Source organism: Hyphococcus sp., from assembly GCF_041986965.1.
In the GTDB taxonomy this organism is placed as follows: domain Bacteria; phylum Pseudomonadota; class Alphaproteobacteria; order Caulobacterales; family Parvularculaceae; genus Hyphococcus.
Window position 1 is genome coordinate 1,315,875 of the sequence record NZ_JBHIXB010000001.1, and the last position, 16,986, is coordinate 1,332,860.

22 protein-coding genes and 1 other RNA gene are annotated in these 16,986 nt (G+C 58.9%); 15 read left to right on the forward strand and 8 right to left on the reverse strand.

Features of this window, described 5'->3' with window-relative positions; translation table 11 throughout:
• Positions 1 to 44 precede the first annotated feature (44 nt).
• The gene (locus ACFC5L_RS06595; RefSeq protein ID WP_375201068.1) at positions 45 to 671 is read right to left on the reverse strand and encodes an MlaC/ttg2D family ABC transporter substrate-binding protein; all 627 of its coding nucleotides are present in this window, start codon (positions 669 to 671) and stop codon (positions 45 to 47) included.
• A 19-nt stretch (positions 672 to 690) separates the two neighbouring features.
• Positions 691 to 1,512: an MlaA family lipoprotein gene (locus tag ACFC5L_RS06600; RefSeq protein ID WP_375201067.1), complete on the reverse strand. Its 822-nt coding sequence runs from the start codon at positions 1,510 to 1,512 to the stop codon at positions 691 to 693.
• A 193-nt stretch (positions 1,513 to 1,705) separates the two neighbouring features.
• On the opposite strand from ACFC5L_RS06600, the gene ACFC5L_RS06605 reads away from it, so the two are divergent.
• The 6 genes from ACFC5L_RS06605 to ACFC5L_RS06630 all read left to right on the forward strand — a co-directional run bounded on the left by ACFC5L_RS06605 (position 1,706) and on the right by ACFC5L_RS06630 (position 7,478).
• Positions 1,706 to 2,662, forward strand: coding sequence for an ArsR/SmtB family transcription factor (locus ACFC5L_RS06605; RefSeq protein ID WP_375201066.1), 957 nt, complete (start codon positions 1,706 to 1,708; stop codon positions 2,660 to 2,662).
• A gap of 390 nt (positions 2,663 to 3,052) precedes the next feature.
• Complete coding sequence (locus ACFC5L_RS06610; protein ID WP_375201065.1) at positions 3,053 to 3,736, forward strand: TerB family tellurite resistance protein; 684 nt, start codon at positions 3,053 to 3,055, stop codon at positions 3,734 to 3,736.
• A gap of 86 nt (positions 3,737 to 3,822) precedes the next feature.
• On the forward strand, positions 3,823 to 4,056 hold the full coding sequence (locus ACFC5L_RS06615; RefSeq protein WP_375201064.1) for a hypothetical protein: 234 nt from the start codon (positions 3,823 to 3,825) through the stop codon (positions 4,054 to 4,056).
• Positions 4,057 to 4,182: 126 nt separating this feature from the next.
• Positions 4,183 to 5,088: a DMT family transporter gene (locus tag ACFC5L_RS06620; RefSeq protein WP_375201063.1), complete on the forward strand. Its 906-nt coding sequence runs from the start codon at positions 4,183 to 4,185 to the stop codon at positions 5,086 to 5,088.
• A complete protein-coding gene (locus ACFC5L_RS06625) occupies positions 5,085 to 5,771 on the forward strand; it encodes an N-acetylmuramoyl-L-alanine amidase (protein ID WP_375201062.1) in 687 nt (228 codons plus the stop codon). Before ACFC5L_RS06620 ends, ACFC5L_RS06625 begins: the two co-directional genes overlap by 4 nt.
• 27 nt (positions 5,772 to 5,798) lie before the next feature.
• Entirely contained in the window at positions 5,799 to 7,478 is a 1,680-nt protein-coding gene (locus tag ACFC5L_RS06630; RefSeq protein WP_375201061.1) for a serine hydrolase domain-containing protein, read from the forward strand.
• A gap of 4 nt (positions 7,479 to 7,482) precedes the next feature.
• Here ACFC5L_RS06630 and ACFC5L_RS06635 read toward each other — a convergent pair whose 3' ends face one another.
• From ACFC5L_RS06635 to ACFC5L_RS06650, 4 genes are all read right to left on the reverse strand, one after another.
• Entirely contained in the window at positions 7,483 to 7,764 is a 282-nt protein-coding gene (locus tag ACFC5L_RS06635) for a hypothetical protein (RefSeq protein ID WP_375201060.1), read from the reverse strand.
• A 114-nt stretch (positions 7,765 to 7,878) separates the two neighbouring features.
• On the reverse strand, positions 7,879 to 8,238 hold the full coding sequence (locus ACFC5L_RS06640) for a DUF1304 domain-containing protein (RefSeq protein ID WP_375201059.1): 360 nt from the start codon (positions 8,236 to 8,238) through the stop codon (positions 7,879 to 7,881).
• A 64-nt stretch (positions 8,239 to 8,302) separates the two neighbouring features.
• Positions 8,303 to 8,749 carry a hypothetical protein gene (locus ACFC5L_RS06645; protein ID WP_375201058.1) on the reverse strand — a complete coding sequence of 149 codons (447 nt, stop codon included), beginning with the start codon at positions 8,747 to 8,749 and terminating at the stop codon, positions 8,303 to 8,305.
• Between the two features lie 35 nt (positions 8,750 to 8,784).
• Positions 8,785 to 9,384, reverse strand: coding sequence for a SixA phosphatase family protein (locus tag ACFC5L_RS06650; RefSeq protein ID WP_375201057.1), 600 nt, complete (start codon positions 9,382 to 9,384; stop codon positions 8,785 to 8,787).
• 11 nt (positions 9,385 to 9,395) lie between these two features.
• Between ACFC5L_RS06650 and rnpB the strand changes: the two genes are divergently transcribed.
• From rnpB to ACFC5L_RS06670, 4 genes are all read left to right on the forward strand, one after another.
• Positions 9,396 to 9,783, forward strand: an RNA gene (gene rnpB, locus ACFC5L_RS06655) — RNase P RNA component class A.
• Positions 9,784 to 9,852: 69 nt separating this feature from the next.
• A complete protein-coding gene (locus ACFC5L_RS06660) occupies positions 9,853 to 10,338 on the forward strand; it encodes a YajQ family cyclic di-GMP-binding protein (protein ID WP_375201056.1) in 486 nt (161 codons plus the stop codon).
• Between the two features lie 75 nt (positions 10,339 to 10,413).
• Positions 10,414 to 10,662: an acyl carrier protein gene (locus tag ACFC5L_RS06665; RefSeq protein ID WP_375201055.1), complete on the forward strand. Its 249-nt coding sequence runs from the start codon at positions 10,414 to 10,416 to the stop codon at positions 10,660 to 10,662.
• Positions 10,663 to 10,685: 23 nt separating this feature from the next.
• Entirely contained in the window at positions 10,686 to 11,894 is a 1,209-nt protein-coding gene (locus tag ACFC5L_RS06670) for a beta-ketoacyl-[acyl-carrier-protein] synthase family protein (RefSeq protein WP_375201054.1), read from the forward strand.
• Positions 11,895 to 11,900: 6 nt separating this feature from the next.
• Here ACFC5L_RS06670 and ACFC5L_RS06675 read toward each other — a convergent pair whose 3' ends face one another.
• Positions 11,901 to 12,251, reverse strand: a complete 351-nt coding sequence (locus tag ACFC5L_RS06675) for a hypothetical protein (protein ID WP_375201053.1) — start codon at positions 12,249 to 12,251, stop codon at positions 11,901 to 11,903.
• A gap of 128 nt (positions 12,252 to 12,379) precedes the next feature.
• Between ACFC5L_RS06675 and ACFC5L_RS06680 the strand changes: the two genes are divergently transcribed.
• On the forward strand, positions 12,380 to 13,252 hold the full coding sequence (locus ACFC5L_RS06680) for a bifunctional transcriptional activator/DNA repair enzyme AdaA (RefSeq protein WP_375201052.1): 873 nt from the start codon (positions 12,380 to 12,382) through the stop codon (positions 13,250 to 13,252).
• A gap of 97 nt (positions 13,253 to 13,349) precedes the next feature.
• On the opposite strand, the gene ctrA is transcribed toward ACFC5L_RS06680, so the two are convergent.
• A complete protein-coding gene (gene ctrA, locus ACFC5L_RS06685) occupies positions 13,350 to 14,051 on the reverse strand; it encodes a response regulator transcription factor CtrA (protein ID WP_375201051.1) in 702 nt (233 codons plus the stop codon).
• A 407-nt stretch (positions 14,052 to 14,458) separates the two neighbouring features.
• Here ctrA and ACFC5L_RS06690 point away from each other — a divergent pair, with 407 nt between their 5' ends.
• From ACFC5L_RS06690 to ftsL, 4 genes are all read left to right on the forward strand, one after another.
• Positions 14,459 to 14,839 (forward strand): hypothetical protein, encoded by a 381-nt coding sequence (locus ACFC5L_RS06690; RefSeq protein WP_375201050.1) that lies wholly within the window; start codon positions 14,459 to 14,461, stop codon positions 14,837 to 14,839.
• Positions 14,840 to 15,091: 252 nt separating this feature from the next.
• Positions 15,092 to 15,574, forward strand: coding sequence for a division/cell wall cluster transcriptional repressor MraZ (locus ACFC5L_RS06695; protein ID WP_375201049.1), 483 nt, complete (start codon positions 15,092 to 15,094; stop codon positions 15,572 to 15,574).
• Positions 15,571 to 16,578: a 16S rRNA (cytosine(1402)-N(4))-methyltransferase RsmH gene (gene rsmH, locus ACFC5L_RS06700; protein ID WP_375201048.1), complete on the forward strand. Its 1,008-nt coding sequence runs from the start codon at positions 15,571 to 15,573 to the stop codon at positions 16,576 to 16,578. The genes ACFC5L_RS06695 and rsmH overlap by 4 nt, the downstream gene beginning before the upstream one ends.
• 1 nt (position 16,579) lies before the next feature.
• Entirely contained in the window at positions 16,580 to 16,954 is a 375-nt protein-coding gene (gene ftsL / locus ACFC5L_RS06705; RefSeq protein ID WP_375201047.1) for a cell division protein FtsL, read from the forward strand.
• The last annotated feature ends 32 nt before the right edge of the window (positions 16,955 to 16,986 follow it).

Below are 16,986 nucleotides of genomic sequence, written 5' to 3' on the forward strand. Positions count from 1 at the left end.
GCCGCCTTCGGGCGGCCTTTTTGTTTTTTAGGGTGCGCCCAAATTTATTCGTTCAGGCGCGCTTTCATCTCCGCGATCAGGGCGTCAATGCCTTTCACGCCGCCGCCATTATTGGCGATGATCGACGTGAACTGCTCCTGCTGTTCAATGGCGAGCCAGATTTCATTCGCGCCTGCATCGAAGATCGACATATTGCCTTCCCTGTCGCGATAGATGCGCCAGTGAATGATGGCGTCGGCGAACTGGTCGCCCGGCGCGGGATTGGCGATTTTGGAATTGACGATGATGTCATAGGCGGCGCGGTCGACAGAGCCGGTCACGGCAAGCCGTTGGCCGGCGTAATTTTCCATCGTGTTGCGATAGACCATTTTCGCATAATCATTGAAGAGCGGAAAATATTCCGCCGCCTGTTCGTCCGTCATTTGCCGCGCAGCGCGGCCGAGAACGAAGCGCCCGACCCGGCGCATGTCCACATATTTGTCGACCAGTTCATCGACGGCCGCGAACATGGCCTGCTGATCGCCGCTTGTCAGTCTTGGCGTGGCTTCATCAAGGATGTTCTGAACGTAGGTTTCGGCCGCCTGATCGGCGGCGGCAGGCTGAGCAAAACCGGCAGCCATAAAACATGCGGCGGCGCAGGCGGCGAAGGAACGGCGGGTCATTGTCGTCATGAATACTCTCCCGAAGGAACTACTCGAGTTCATCGAATTCTTCGAAGTCGCCGATATCCGGCAAATCTTCATAAGTGGTGCGGCCATTGTTGATCTCGCGCTTGCGCGACTGCAGGTAAAAGCTGCGGATCGAGGCGTAAAAGTCGAGCGAGTCCGCGCGGATGCCGTCGAGCGGTTCGATCAGCGGTTCGCGCGATGTAATGACGCCGGCGCCGGCTTTTGACCATTGTAGATACCTGGCCGTGTCAGTTGCTATCCAGAACCCAGGGTCCAGAGTCAAATCGACGCCTGCGCCGAAACCATCGCGCATGGTGCTGGGGCCAAGAAACGGCAACACCATATAGGGACCGGAATCGACGCCCCATACTGCGAGCGTCTGGCCGAAATCTTCCGAATGCTGAGCAATGCCCATACGTTCGGCCGGATCGCCCATGCCGCCAAAGCCGATTGTCGAGTTGATGAAGAACCGGCCAAGGGTTTCGCCGGCGCGTTTTGGCTCTCCCTGCAGAAGGTCATTCACAAAAATCACCGGCGTTCTGAGATTGGCGAGAAAGTTTCGAAAGCCCTTGCGTTGCTTTTTGTGGGTGACGGCGCGATAGGCTTTCGCCGTCGGCGTCATGATTTTGCGGTCGAGCCCGTCATTGAAAGCGAACATCTTGCGGTTGAAGCCTTCCCACGGATCGGGGACCGAGCCGTCGGCCTGCGTGTCGGCTGCTTCCAGCTCCCTGGCGAGGGCGTCCGGATCGTCGCCGGCGCCGGAAAGCTGAGCCGAGGCTGTCCCGGTAAAAGCCAGGCAGAACGCAGCCCAAGGGGCGACCCATGATGCAGCAATCAATCTCATAAAAGCGCCCCCTCTGGCGGTCCATAACACTTGCGGGCCGTTTTCGGCTCCATTGCGCCTAACATATATGGCTTCGGGGCGCCGGAACAATGAACAAACCCGCACGTTTGCGTGGGGTTCCGCCGGAGATTGCCCTCTCATAAAGATATCTTTATGTATCAACGCCTTGGCGGCAATCACCGGGGAAAGCTTTATGGCGCTCGACGCCGCGCTCAACATTTTTCGCGCTATCGGGGAGGAGACCCGGCTCAGGATCATGGTCCTTCTGATCCGTGGCGAGCTGACGGTGAGCGAGATCACGACGATCCTCGGCCAAAGCCAGCCTCGGGTGAGCCGGCATCTGAAAATTCTGGCTGACGCCGGATTGGCCGAGCGGCATCGCGAAGGGGCCTGGATGTTTTACCGCGCCGCGCCCGCCGGCGGCGATCCGTCTTGCGAAGCGGTGATTGAGGCGGCCCGGGCGATCGGGAGGTTGGGCGACCGGTTGCTCGCCCGCGACGCCGAGCGGTTTGAGCAGACGCGCCATGCGCGCGCGGCGCAGGCGGCCGCCTATTTCGAGGCCAATGCCGGGGAATGGAGCCGTCTGCGCGCGCTCCATCTGCCTGAGCAGGATATTGAGGCGCGGATTCTGGCGCAGGCGGCTGACGCCCCCATGCCGCTTTTTGTGGATCTCGGCACCGGGGCCGGACGGATGCTGGAGATTTTCGCCGACCGATATGAGAATGCGGTGGGCTATGACCTCTCCCATGAAATGCTTGCGCTTGCGCGCGCTAATCTCGATCGTGTTGGCGTCACCCATGCGCAAGTGCGCCATGGCGATCTTTTATCTCTGCCGCTTGAGGATAATTGCGCTGACGCCGCCTGCCTGCATCAGGTGCTGCATTATCTCGGTGAACCGGGGGCGGCAGTTGCAGAAGCGGCGCGCATTTTGAAAAAAGGCGGGTTGCTGATCATTTCCGACTTCGCCCCGCATGATCTTGAGTTTCTTCGCGAGGAACATGCGCACAGAAGGCTCGGCTTTTCTGATGCAGAGGTTGCGGACTGGTGCGCGGCTTCAGGCCTTACCCTTGATAAGGTGGAAACGCTGTCGCCGTCACCGGGCGACACGGAGCGGCTGACGGTGAAGATCTGGCGCTGTCTAGCGACCTGACAACACCATCCGTAAGCGGAAAATTTGTTCGGCTATTGCAAAACGCCGGCGACCGCCAGCGCGATCAGCGTGAACGCCGCCCCGCAAAACAGTCCGCTGACCAATACGCCAACTTCCTGAAACGTACGCCCCATCGCCCGTCTCCTGTTATTGCGCCTGCCCTCAGCGGGGCTTTGCGCCCGGGCGGCCTTTTCCCGCACCGCCCGGGGGAAGTGTGTCCTTCAAAACGCCAGTGGCAAAGGGTGCGCCTTGACGCGGAAGCGCAAGGGGTGCGCGCGGCGGTGGATAAATCCCTGCGGAGTATGGAAAAATAAATTGCCAACTAGTTTTCCACAAAGCCCGGCTGGCGGTTCTGGATTTTGCTTCCGCGGGCCTGTAAGAGCCCGGCTCATGGCTTTCTGGGAAAAAATAGAGGCGGGGATCGCCGAGACCAAGCGGCGCACCATCGGCGCGCTCCTGGACGCGCTTGCCGCGCAAAAGCAGCGCCGTAACGAGGCCGCGTTCTCGATTGCACTGATTGCGCTTTCCGCAAAAATGGCGAAAGCCGACGGAATCGTCACCGATGACGAAATCGACGCGTTTCGCAGCTATTTCCATTTTCCCGAGAGTGAGGCGGACAAGGTCCGCATGGTCTATCAGCTCGCCCAACAGGATGTGGCCGGGTTCCGGGAATATCTGACCCGGGTCGCCAAAATTTTTGAGGACGCCCCGGAGGTGTTGGAGGACGTGCTCGATTGTCTTTTCCATGTGGCTGTGGCGGATGGCGTCGCCCATCCCCGGGAGCTTGAGCTTCTGGAAGAGGCGGCGGCCGTCTTCAAGGTTTCCAAACCCGCCTATCACCGCCTCAGGGCCGCCCATCTGGGCCTCGGCGCGGACGATCCCTATCTCATTTTGGGAATCGAGCCCGGTGTCAGTCTTGAGGCTGTAAAATCCGCTTATCGCGCGCTTTCCAGGGACCATCACCCCGATGCGCTGATGGGGCGCGGCGTTCCCCCTGATCTCGTTAGTATTTCCGAGGGGCGAATGGCGGCGATTAACGCCGCCTATGAGCAGATATTAACGGATTACAGCTAGTCAGGGCGCAAAGGTTGCGTCAGCCTATGGACGTCCGGTCCGCTTTTTGATCTGATGCACAGATAGAGTCGCGTTGACGGGGTTCGGTGGAAAAGACCATTTCAGAGACAGTTTCCGAGGAGAGCCATGCTGAGGCTCCCCGGCCTTCTGTATTCAAGCGGGCGGGCGAGGCGTTGTTTTTCGCCGGCGTAATTCTTCTTTCCTCTCTCGCGGTGATTGCGCTCGCCATTGCGGCGCCATTCGTGCTCGCGGCCTCTGCTCTTGCCGGACTGGTGACTAATAAAAACAGCGCGCGCAGCTGGCGGCCGGTTTCCGCCTGACAGGGCGGCATAGGGCGGCGCCGCCGTTTTCCTTCTCTTTCCAACAGATTTTTTCGATTGCGGCGGTGCGGTGGTTCGGCTTAAGGCCGGATGATCCGTCATCCTTTCATTGATTGGCCAGCCCCCGTGTCCGTTCGCGAAATCAGCCTCCTGCTTTTGGTTTGCCTTGTTTGGGGCTTTCATTTTGTCGTTATCAAAACGGCGGTGGACGTCATGCCGCCGATGTTTTACGCGGCGATCCGCATGGTGCTCGTCGCCGCGATCCTGGCGCGCTTTCTCAAATGGCGTAAAGGAGAGATGCGGTTCGTGTTGATCGGCGGCGTTTGCATCGGTGCGCTGAACTATGCGCTGATGTTCACGGGGCTGAAATTCGCGACCGCTTCAGCTGCGGCCATCGCCATTGAACTGAACGTGCCGTTTGCAACGCTGTTGGCGTTTTTGTTTCTCGGCGACCGTCCCGGCTTGCCGCGCATTCTTGGCATAACGCTCGCTTTTGCAGGCGTCGCCGTGATCGCTCTTGGCGGTAATGGCGGCGGCGACCATGTGGGCCTCGGCGTCGGCCTTGTGGCGGCGGGCGCCTTTTCCGAAGCGGTGGGCGCCGTCATTGTCAAACGCACGACGGCTTTCAAACCTCATGAACTGCTCGCCTGGTTCTCGCTTGTCGGCGCCGTCACCCTTTCCGCAATGTCGTTTATCTTCGAGGAAGGACAGTTCGGTGCCTTTCAGCATAGCGACAAGCTTTTCCTTACAGGGGCCATTCTCTATTCCGCGCTCGGCGCCTCGCTTTTCGGGCATACGACGTATTACTGGCTGTTGCAGCGCCTGCCGATCAGCGTCGTCGCGCCGAGCGTCCTCTTGACCACAGTCTGCGCCGTATTTTTCGGTGTGCTCCTTATGGGCGACCCGTTTGGGGTCCGCATGATGATCGGCGGGTTCATGACGCTTTGCGGCGTTGGCCTCGTCCTTTTGCGGAATGTAAAGAAACAGGCCAATAATGACGCCCTTGTAGCGCCGCAGGGAGAAGGGGCTTGAAACTGATCGACGCGCCATCGCCGAATTTCGACGCCCGCGGGGCGAATATCGACATGGTGATCCTGCATTATACGGGAATGGAGACGGGGCCCGAGGCGCTTCAACGCCTGCAAAGCCCTGAGGCGCGGGTCAGCGCCCATTACCTCGTGGAAGAAAACGGCGACGTCTATCACCTCGTCGATGAGCGTATGCGCGCCTGGCATGCGGGCGTTTCAAGCTGGAAAGGCGAGGGCGACATCAACGCCCGCTCCATCGGGATTGAAATCGTCAATCCCGGCCACGAATGGGGCTATCGCGACTTTCCGGACGCGCAGGTCACATCGGTGATCGACCTCCTGAAAGATATCCGCACTCGTCATAGCGTTCGCCCGCATCATGTGCTCGGCCATTCCGACGTGGCGCCGCGGCGCAAGGAAGACCCGGGCGAGAAGTTTCCGTGGGACCGCCTTGCGAAAGAGGGGCTTGCGCTGGTGCCTTATGGCGGCCCCGCAAAGGCGGGCCTCGCCATTGCTTACGAAGACGCGCTGACGGCGCTTTACGAGATTGGGTATGACGCGCCCAAGGGCGATCATGCCGCCGCGCTGCTCGCCTTTCAGCGGCGGTTTTGTCCGCAGTCTTTGGGGCAAGGGTTCGATCCGCGCACCAAGGCGGCTTTGATTGAGACGAAAAAAATGCTTCCCTGAACATCGAAGATGTTTTGAGGGGCGATCATGCAAGTCAATCGAAGAGCCTTTATGGGCGGCGTAACGGCGGCGGGACTTGTCACGTCTGCGCAAGCGAAAACGCGCAAATCCGGCGGCGGCGCCGCGCAGGCGAAAGCGCTGTCCAGACTTGAAGATTATATGGACCAGCATTGCGCCGATTGGGGCCTGCCCGGCATGACCGCCTGCATGGTCGATAGCAACGGCTTTGCAGGCTTTGCGACTTCCGGCCTTGCCGATATAGACAAGAAAATAAAGGTCGGTCCGGATCATCTTTTTCAGGTCGGCTCCATCACGAAGATGATGACGTCGCTCGCGGCGTGGTCGCTTGTTGATGAAGGCAAGCTCTCTCCCGACGCCAGGCTGGCGGAGCTGATGCCCGAACTTTCCGTGCGCGGCGGAGAGGCGATTACGCTTCAGCACCTTCTCAATCATACGTCCGGTTTGCCCAATGGCGCGCCCCTGTTCATGAATGACGGCTTGTGGACCGGGAGCGCGCCCGGAACCTATTGGGCGTATAGCAACACAGGCTACAAGATTGCCGGAAAGATCATTGAGCGTGTTGACGGCCGTCTCTTTCCTGAAGCCCTTGAAGCGCGAGTCTTGCGCCCGCTCGGTATGGATCAGTCCGTCAGTGCGCTTCGCAAGGTTGACCGGCCCCGTTACGCGCAAGGCTATGAACCGGCGCTTTTTGACAGGCCGCATATGCGCGCCGGCGCGATCACAGCGGCGCCATGGGTGGACTATGACGGCGCCTCTGGCTGCGTCGCCGCCACGGCGGGCGACATGGCGATATTTTTGCGTTTCCTGATCGGGCTTGCCGGGGGCAAGGGTGGGGCGGTTTTCTCTGACGAAACGGCGGCGCGATTTATGGCGGACCCTGCCGCGGCGCCCGGCTGGTCCGAAGACGCGCGCTATGGAAACGGGATTGCGCATATCAACGCCAATGACCGCCCTTATCTGCATCATACAGGCGGGATGGTGTCGTTTTCTTCTTCCCTCCATGTAGACCCGGCGGCGGGCGTCGCCTGTTTTGCCTCGTCCAATATCCATTACGCACATGGCTACAGGCCACGCGATGTCAGCCTTCTGGGATGTGACCTCCTGCGCGCGGCGCAAGAAGCAACGGTCTTCCCCGAAGCCAAGCCGACGAAACCGGTTGTTGAAAATCCCGAGCAGCTCGCCGGCCGTTATACGGCGGAGAGCGGCGACAGTTTTGAAATTGTAGCAATCGACGGCGGTGTTGCGTTGCGGCGGGATGGAAGCGTCGTCAGCATGCAGTCCGTCGGCGGAAATTATTTCGCCTGCGCGGATAAGGCGTTTGAAATTACAGGGCTCGACTTCGAAATGAAGGACGATGCGGTTGCGCGCGTTTGGGCGGGGAATGTTGAGTATCTTGCAGACCCGGCAACAGGCTATCTACCGGTCGATGAAGATCTGAAGGCGCTTGAAGGCCTTTATGATAGCGATGACCGGTGGGCGCTGCCGTCGCGTGTCTTCGCGCGCGGTGACACGCTGGCTGTGAAAAGCGCCAATTATGGAAACATGCTGGTTCGCGCCGACAATGGCGGCTGGCGTTTTGATGGAGATGAGCAATCCGCCGAATGGGTGCGCTTTGACAATATCGTCAATGGCAAAGCCGAGCGCGTGGTGGGATCCGGGGAAGTGTCGTATCGGCGCTTCAGCTAATCCTCTACACCCAGACGGCTGCCGTTACGCCTTCAAACAAGATCGTCACGCCGAACACAATCGCGACCGCGGCCCACAGCCCTTCATAGGCGGCGTCGGAAATTGTCGGCGCTGAAGGGATCTTGGCCAGATGGCCAAACCCGAAATCTTTCGGCGCCCGCAATGCCGTCCAGACCAGTATGGTCGACAGGAAGGCGAACCACGGGAAATTGAGCACAATCACCGAGGCGCCGGCGCCGATGAGAAATCCAAGGGCGGCGAAATGTCGTTCGATCAGGGTCTGCATGTCACTTCCAATGCGTGGGTCGGGTGACAAGTAGGATAGTATTTTTAATTTCATTTGATCGTTTGCTGCGCAGTCCGATCAAAAGTCTCAATGAATTGTTTACGATGTTTTGCGCTAGCGCCGCCCGGCGACCGCCGTGAGCAAAAGGGCGAGCACGGCAGGCGCGGCCTGAATGAACAGGATTGTCGGTTTTGCAGTGACAGCGCCGAATATCCCGGCGGCCAGCACGCATAACAAAAAGAAGATCACGACATCGGTTTTGCGCGCGATCACACCCCACAATAAGCCGATTGCGAGAAACCCGTTATAAAGGCCCTGATTGGCGGCGAGCGCGGCGGTTTCCGCCGATTGTTGCGGCGTCATGGAAAATACTTTTTGGCCGACAGGATGATCCCAGAAGAACATTTCGAGCGCCAGAAAGCCGAAATGCAACAGCGCGACAATGATAACGGCCAGTGCAGCAAGAAATCTCATAGGAACGCCCCCCATTGTTTTGAGGCAGTCTAAGCGACTTGCGCGTTCTTCGCCATTTTCTCTTTCACACGGCCAGAGGCTTGAGGTTCGGCGCGACCCAATCCCGGCGCGCTTTCACTGAAAACAGGAGCTCTTTTGACCAGTGCTCGAAGAGCCAGTCGCTGCGCCCGAAACGTGAGGCGAAGAGGCGATTGCAGAGCTCATGAAGAGGCGAATGCTCTCCACTGGCCGCGATAAAGCCTCTGGCGACGATCAGCGAGGCCTGCGTAATCGTCTCGTGATAGCCCTCACTGTCTGTGTTCGGCGTGCCGACAGCCTCGTTGTAACGCCGGATCATGCCCGGCATGTCATGCTCGGGATTGACGTCCGGGCGCTTTGAGATCAGCCAGAAGGCGGCGGCCCAGTGGGCGCCATGGGTCCATTCCGCCTTGGGCAAGCGCGCCGCCGCAAACTCCTCGCCGATGCGGATCACCTCCGCCTCGTTTTGATAATGATAAAGAGCCGCCATCATCGCCCGCCATAAACGCGCTTGGCTCTAGCGGCAGTTTATCGCCGGCGCAAATCTTTTGGCCTTGTAAAGCCGGTCAGGCGGCCGGCGTTACGCTCGATGTCACGCCATACGGGGGCATCAAATTCGAAGGACGCCAGGGCGCCTTTCGGAAATTTCTTCGTCACGCGTTTAAGAGCGTTGGCGTCGCTGGTGGTTGGCTCTGCGAGTTTCAGCGCAAGGTCGTGGAAGCCCGGATTGTGCCCAATGACGAGGATGTGGGTCCGGGAATCGGGGAGGGCCTTGATGGCCGCCAGGATCTGTTTCGCCGGAGCAAGATAGATCGCCGGATTGAAGATGGTTTCGCGCTCTCCGGGCAGGTGCGCGCAATCGAGGGTCTCGCGGGTCCTGATGGAAGGCGAGCACAGGACCGCATCGGGCAGGGGCGCGCGTCTGGCGATCACGGCGCCTATGGCCGCCGCATCCTGCCGTCCCCGCGCGGTGAGGGGGCGGTCGATATCCGCCATGCCCGGCGGTCCGTCGATGGCTTCCGCGTGGCGGAAAAGGGAAATTCGCTTCATGCAGGAGGTATACGGCCCCCGGGCCGCGCCGTGAATGGCGGGTTGCGCAGCCTTGACCTCATCCCCTTTGACGGCCACATCACTCCCCGCCAGACGGTCGGACGGCCGCCGGCGGCTTTTGCCGCGGGAGGAAAGTCCGGGCTCCATGGAGACAAGGCGCCGGGTAACGCCCGGCCGGGTCGCCCTGAAAATGGGGGACTTGAGGGAAAGCGCCACAGAGAATGAACCGCCTCTTATAGAGGTAAGGGTGAAAAGGTGCGGTAAGAGCGCACCGCCGGCCCAGCAATGGGACGGGCATGGCAAGCCCCGCCTGGAGCAAGACCGAATAGGGATGGCGCGCCCCTTTTTGCGGGCAGGCGTGTTTCCGCGCCGAGCTGTCCGGGTTGGTTGCTTGAGCGCGTCAGCAATGGCGCGCCTAGAGGAATGGTCGTCGCGCCGCAAGGCGTACAGAACCCGGCTTACAGACCGTCTGGCGTTTATGTTGACTTGCTTGCGGGAGCGCCTGAATCCCGCGAAGATTTGATGAAATGAAAAAGAGACAAGCCCATGCCATCTTTCGACATTGTTTCCGAAGTTGATCTTTCCGAAGCGGACAACGCCATTCAAAATGTGACGCGCGAAATTTCGACGCGCTACGATTTCAAGGGATCGAAGTCGACCGTTGAATTGAAAGACGGCGTCATCACGATCTTCGCCGATGACGACTTGAAGCTTCGTCAGATGCATGAAATTTTACAAGGCAACATGCAAAAGCGCGGCATCGAACCGGGCTCGCTCGACTATCAGAAGGAAGAGCCTGCGGCCGGACAATCCGTGCGCCAGCAGGTGAAGATCAAGGAAGGCATCGACAAGGAACTTGCCAAGAAAATCGTCAAGGCGATCAAGGGCGAAAAATTGAAGGTGCAAGTTGCGATCCAGGGCGAGGAGCTGCGCGTCACCGGTAAAAAGCGCGACGACCTTCAGGAAGTGATCGCCTTCGTCAAGGGAATGAAGCTCGAACAGCCTCTTCAGTACCAGAATTTCAGGGATTGACGGTTCTGGAAAGCTTCCGGCCTAGGCATTTCCGGCGGTGTCGGTTAAGACCGAAGGGGAGGAATGGAGTGATCAATGGCCGAACTGGAACCGACCCTGCTCGAGATTATCAAGGACCATGCGGTTGGGCTCACTGGCGAGCCCACGCGTGAAACGCCGATCGCTGATCTTGGGATCGATTCATTTTCCGTCGTCGAAATCATTTATGAGGTTGAGGAGAAGCTTGGCGTGGAAGTGCCGTTCAACGCCAATGAAAATCCATTCGGCGATATGGCGAGCGTCGGCGATTTGATCGACGCCCTCGAAAAACTCATCAAGAAATAGATGCAAGGCATGGCCCGCCTCCAATGAGTAGAAATGTTGTCGTTACGGGATTGGGCGCCGTTACGCCGCTGGGCGCCAGCGTTGCGGAATTTCGCGACGGACTTTTCGCCGGGCGTTGCGCCATTCAGGAACGTGAATACAGCGCCGACAGATTTTCGCTGACGCTCCCCGTTGCGCCAATCGACGGGCTGGAAGATCGCATCAAGGAATTAAGCCCGCAGTTGATGCGCGCCGACCGGTTTTCCCAGCTGGCAGCGCTTGCGGCGGAAGAGGCGGCGGCGCAGTCGGGTCTTGAATTCGACGAGGCGCTGGGCGCGCGTACAGCCTGCATCATCGGCACGGGGATTGGCGGACAGTCAACATTCGACAATGGTTATGTGTCGATGTTGTGTCGCGAACGCCGCCCGCATCCGCTGACGATCCTTAAAGTCATTCCGAACGCGGCCGCCAGTCATCTTACGATTAAATACGGCGTCCGCGGTCCGGCCTTCGCCGTATCCAGCGCTTGCGCCACCGGCGCCCATGCGATTGGGGTCAGCGCGGAGCTGATCAAATCCGGCGCCGCCGATGTCGCCTTTGCCGGCGCCAGCGAGGCGATCCTCTGCTATGGCGCGCTTGAAGCCTGGAAGGCGATGCACATCCTCTCCGATGAGACTTGCCGGCCGTTTTCGAAAAACCGCAAAGGCCTCGTTATTGGTGAAGGCGCGGGTGTTTTGGTGCTTGAAGAAGAAGAGCACGCCAAAAAGCGCGGCGCCGACATTCTTTGCCGTCTTTCCGGCTTTGGCATGAACGCCGACGGCAAGGATATGATCAATCCTGACGTCAATGGCGCGGCGGGCGCCATGAACCTCGCCCTTAAGGATATTTCCATTGACGAGCCCTCGCGCGTTTATGTCAACGCTCATGGCACCGGCACGCTGTTGAACGACCCGACAGAGACAAAGGCGATCCGCTCGGTCTTCGGCTCTGGCGCAGATGCGCTTGCGGTTTCCTCCACCAAGTCCATGCATGGGCATCTGCTCGGCGCCGCCGGCGGCATTGAGGCGATCACGGCGATCCTCGCCCTGCGTGAAGGCGTTGTTCCGCCTACGGTCAATTACGATGAAGCCGATCCGGAATGCGACCTTGATTACGTCCCCAATGAAGCAAAAAAGCGCGACATTGCTGTCGCGCTCTCCAATTCATTTGCCTTTGGCGGCCTTAACGCCGTAACGGCGTTCGAAAAAGTCTAGCCCAATCTAGGCTGCGGCCTTTTTCGGCGACATCCCGTGAATGCCCGCCCGCATCCAGCGGAAGCCGCCGATCATCAGCACCAGTCCGATATAACGGACGATGTAAATGCCGATGTCAGCCTTGAACGTTTTCGCCATGCCGGCGATCGCCGCATAAACGGATTGCAGCTCCGCGCCCGATGCGCCCATGGCCGCGATCGGCCAGACCGTGCGGTCGATGAGCAGGGCCAGGAGGCCGGCTTTCCAGATGTTGCCATTGCCCTGGGCGAACATGGCGAACAGGAAAGCGAGGATCACGGCGCGAGGCAGATCTGCGCCGGAAAAACCGATACCGATAATATAATTGAGATCTTCCATTTGAGGATCTCCTCCGGATTGTTGCGTGGATATTTAGGCGCCATTAGGGTTAATGGCGCGTAAAAGAAGGGGGCCGGACCCGCAAGATTCGGGTGTCGCAGAGCGCTTTTTCCCGCATAAATAGGCGCATGAACACGATCTCTTCCATAAACCCCGCCATTCGCTTCGAGACTTTGGAGCCTGTGGCCAGGGCTATCGACTTTCTCACCGCCAATGCGGAGACCCACCCCGGTCTTGAGGAGACGGCGGCCCATGTCGGGCTCTCTCCGGCGCATTTCCAGCGCATGTTCAAGGCCGGCGCCGGTGTTTCGCCCAAGCGTTTCCTGCAATATCTCGCAGCGCAGGAGGCCAAACGCGCGCTGGCTGAGGGGGAGGATGTGTTGTCCGCGTCCTTTTCCGCCGGACTGTCAGGCTCGTCGCGGCTCCATGATTTGTTTCTTGCGTCCGAGGCGATGACGCCGGGCGAATATCGCCGCCGGGGGCAGGGGCTCGTCATTCGTTACGCGTTTCTTAACGGGCCGCTTGGCCGGGTTCTCATCGCGGCGACAGACAAAGGCGTTTGCTGGATGAGTTTCGCTGAAGACGGGGGCGATGACTTGCACCTCGCTGAAATGACCCATGACTGGGAAGCGGCGGAATTTGTTCAAGACAGGGACTATGTGGCGCCGTTCGCGGCGCAGGCTTTTGCCTTCGCGCTGAACCGCAAGCTCGACGAGCCTTTGCGCCTTCATGTGCGCGGCACGAATTTTCAGTTGAAAGTCTGGGAAGCATTATTGAGAATCCCCTATGGCGCGCGTTGCACTTATGGCGACATTGCGTCCAACATCGGCAAGCCGAAGGCCAATCGCGCGGTAGGCGCGGCCGTGGGCGCAAATCTCATTTCAGTGCTTATTCCCTGTCACCGGGTGATCCTCTCTTCCGGCGTCATTCACAATTATCGCTGGGGCGTCGCGCGGAAAAAAACCGTGCTGGCGATGGAAGAAGCTGTAAGCGCGGCGTAAGCAAGCTTGTTGAAAGCAAAAAAAACGCCCCGGATTTTTCCGGGGCGTTTTTCATTGGTGCAAGGCTAGAATAAACGTCGCGATAATCGTGGGAGACTTACGCGACGGATTGGGCTTTTTCCTCCTGCGGGTCGCGAAGAACATAGCCGCGCCCCCAGACTGTTTCGATATAATGCTCGCCTTGTGTCGCAGCGGCGAGTTTTTTACGCAGCTTACAGATAAACACGTCGATGATTTTGAGTTCGGGCTCGTCCATGCCGCCATAGAGATGGTTGAGGAACATCTCTTTCGTCAGCGTGGTGCCCTTGCGGAGCGAGAGAAGCTCCAGCATCTGATATTCCTTGCCGGTGAGGTGGACGCGCTGGCCGGCGACCTCAACGGTTTTCGCATCGAGATTAACGACAAGGCGGCCTGTCGTAATAACCGATTGCGAATGGCCCTTCGAGCGGCGCACGATGGCGTGGATGCGCGCGACGAGTTCGTCCTTGTGGAAGGGCTTCGTCATATAATCGTCAGCGCCGAAGCCGAGGCCCCGCACTTTCGTTTCGATGTCGCCCTGACCCGTAAGAATAAGGATCGGCGTATTGACCTTGGCGACGCGCAGAGACTTCAGCACATCAAAGCCAGTCATGTCCGGCAGGTTAAGGTCGAGAAGGATGATGTCGTAGTCGTAGACTTTACCGAGGTCGACGCCTTCTTCACCAAGATCGGTGGTGTAAACATTGAAACCGTCTGACTTCAGCATCAGTTCGATGCTTTGTGCCGTGGCGCCGTCGTCTTCGATCAGCAGAACCCGCATAGTCCGTCTCCTATTGGCGCTCTGTTCCCCTCGAACACATCGCGCTCTTTTCGTGTTGTCGCCGGGAAGTTAACGACGATAGCTTTCATAATGGTTAACAGCATGAATCAAATTCGCTGCTTTATCGGGGGCTTTTTAAGGCCGCGAAAACACTTGTTACTGGCGAGCCCCAGTGTTTGCTTGATTTGCGGGCGCTGTCATTAAGCATGTTCGACTTTTTTGACGTTAAAGCGGTTCACCAATTCACCGGTCTTTAAGCACGAGCTGTTAAGAGCTCAATAGCTTTCGCGTCAGGCGTCATATCGCATTCGAAATAGCTTGTCCTTTTTTACAGGCTGATGAGTGTGAAGGTTGGACCCAGCTTTTTCGCGCGGAAATGTTGGACAGCCATCGCGAAGCGTCGCTCAATGGCGATAGAAGGGGCAGGCATGGTCGGCGACAAAAAAGAACACACTGCGCTTGTCAGACTGTTGCGGCTTGCGCGCGAAGAGCATGCGGCGTTGCGCGAAGATCTCGCCGATCTCAAGAGTGCGCGAAAAGCGGCGGAGCTTTCTCTGGCGCAGTTGGACGGGAAGGCGCGCACGGACGCCGGGGACCGTCATGCGAGCCGTCGCCTGAAACTTGCAGCGATGCTGACGACCTATGAGCAGGCCGAGGAAGCCGTGCAAAAGAAGCTCACGATCGCTTCCGACAGCGCGCGCCGGCTTGAAAATCTGATGGTCAAAACCGGCGTCACGACAGCGCCGCTTTTTTTCCGGGCGGCCGCAAAACTGCGCTGTTCAGCCTGACCGCTGAAACTTTTCCACACAGGGCGTGGAAAATTCACCTTTTGTTAACCGGTGTTTACCGATTCTTGCTGCGAAGTGATTCGCAGATGTTCTGTTTCTGTTCCGTAATCACCGGGAGAAAACCGCGGTCCAAGGCGATTCATCCTTTGACCGCCCATAAATTCCCATGTTATCCCATGAAAGCCCAAATTTCGGGTGCGAGACGGCGCGCGCGCGGGCGTAATTTGCGCGCGCCGATGCGGAGGGAACGGCATGCGGCGCGGGGCCGGGGCCCGGTTTTTTGGGTCCTATGTCAACAAGATCGATGCGAAGGGACGCCTGGCGACGCCGGCGGCGTTCCGGCGTGTGCTCGATCTCGCGACCGAGAATGTCATCTATTGTCTTCCGTCGACGGAGGAGCCGTGCCTTGAATGCGGCGGCGCTGAATATATCGACTACCTCCTGGAGATGATTGAGGACCTCGATCCTTATTCCGAAAAGCGCATCGCCCTTGAGCGCGCCATCGCCACTCAGATGACGCCCGTCAACACCGACCCTGAGGGCCGCATCAATCTGCCCGAAGACTTGCGCACCCATGCGCAGCTCAATGGCAAGGCGTTGTTCGCCGGCCATATCCGGTCTTTCCAGATCTGGAATCCGGAGCTCTTCTCTGCGCCCTTGGATGCGGCGAAAAAGATCGCCAATGAGGCGAAGCGCTCTCTGCGTAATCCAACAGCGAATGGAGGCGCCGAATGAACGCGTCTGCGCCTCATACGCCCGTCATGTTGAAGGAAGTTGTGGCCGCCCTCGCGCCGAAAAAGGGCGGCGTTTATGTTGACGCGACCTTCGGCGCCGGCGGCTATTCACGTGCGATTTTGAACGCCGCCGATTGCACCGTTTACGGATTTGATCGTGACCCAACGGCGATCGAACGCGCGAAGGAATGGGCGAAGGAGTTCGCCGGACGCCTGTTCCTGATCAACCGGCCTTTTGCAGAAATGCGCGAAGCGCTCGCCGAAGAAGGCGTTGAGATGGTGGACGGCGTCGTCTTTGACCTCGGCGTGTCGTCGATGCAACTGGATGAGGCGGAGCGGGGCTTTTCTTTCCGCTATGACGGGCCTTTGTCCATGCGGATGGATGGCGGCAAGCCGGACGCCGCCGATATTATCGCCCGCGCCGATGCGCAGGATCTCGCCGCCATTTTCCGCCGTTATGGCGAGGAAAACCGCGCCAGCGCCATTGCCCGCGCGATCATCCGCGAGCGTGAAAAGGCGCCGATTACGACGACAGCGGCGCTGGCCGCCATCATCGAAAAAGCGACCCCGGGCGCGGCGCGCCAAAAGATTCATCCGGCGACCCGCGCCTTTCAGGCCTTGCGGATTTTCGTCAACGATGAGCTCGGCCAGTTGATTGCGGGACTTCGCGCGGCGGAACGACTGCTCCGTCCTGCGGGACGGCTTGTGGTTGTCGCCTTTCATTCGCTCGAAGACCGGATCGTCAAACGTTTCCTTGCGGGCCGTACGGAAGGCAAGCGCGGCGGATCGCGGCATTTGCCGCCCGAGGATTTGCCGCCGGCGTCATTCGAGCTTCTTTATCCGCGTGCTGTTGAGCCCGCGCAGGAAGAAACTGACCAAAACCCGCGCGCGCGCTCTGCGAAGTTGCGCGCTGGCGTCAGGACCGAGGCGCCTCCTGCGCCCGATGGCGACGCCCTTGGCGCGCCCAAAGAGATTAGACTATCATTTATGCACGGAGGGAAATAAAATGATCCGTATAACAACTATATTCTTATGCGTGCTATTGGCGGCGGCGGCTTTCGGGCGATATCGCGCAGAAGTGTCTGTGCGCGAATTGCGCGAGGATATTCAACAAACTGAAACGAGCCAGGTCGAAGAGCTGCGCTCGATCCAGATGTTGCGGGCGGAAATCGCCTATCTTGAAAATCCTGACCGGCTGGCGAAAGTCGCCGGAACGAAAACTGACCTTCGCCCGTCCGACAGCGCGCAGCTTGTGAATGCGCGTGAGTTTGCCGCGCTTCTCGGCGATGCGGACTATGTGGCTGAAGAAGACGCGCCCGCGCCGGAAAGCGACGTCATCCTTCATGCGCTCGCCATGGCGCAGTTGACGGATGCGCAGTAGGATTTTCACGCCTCAAAAGGGCCAGACATAGA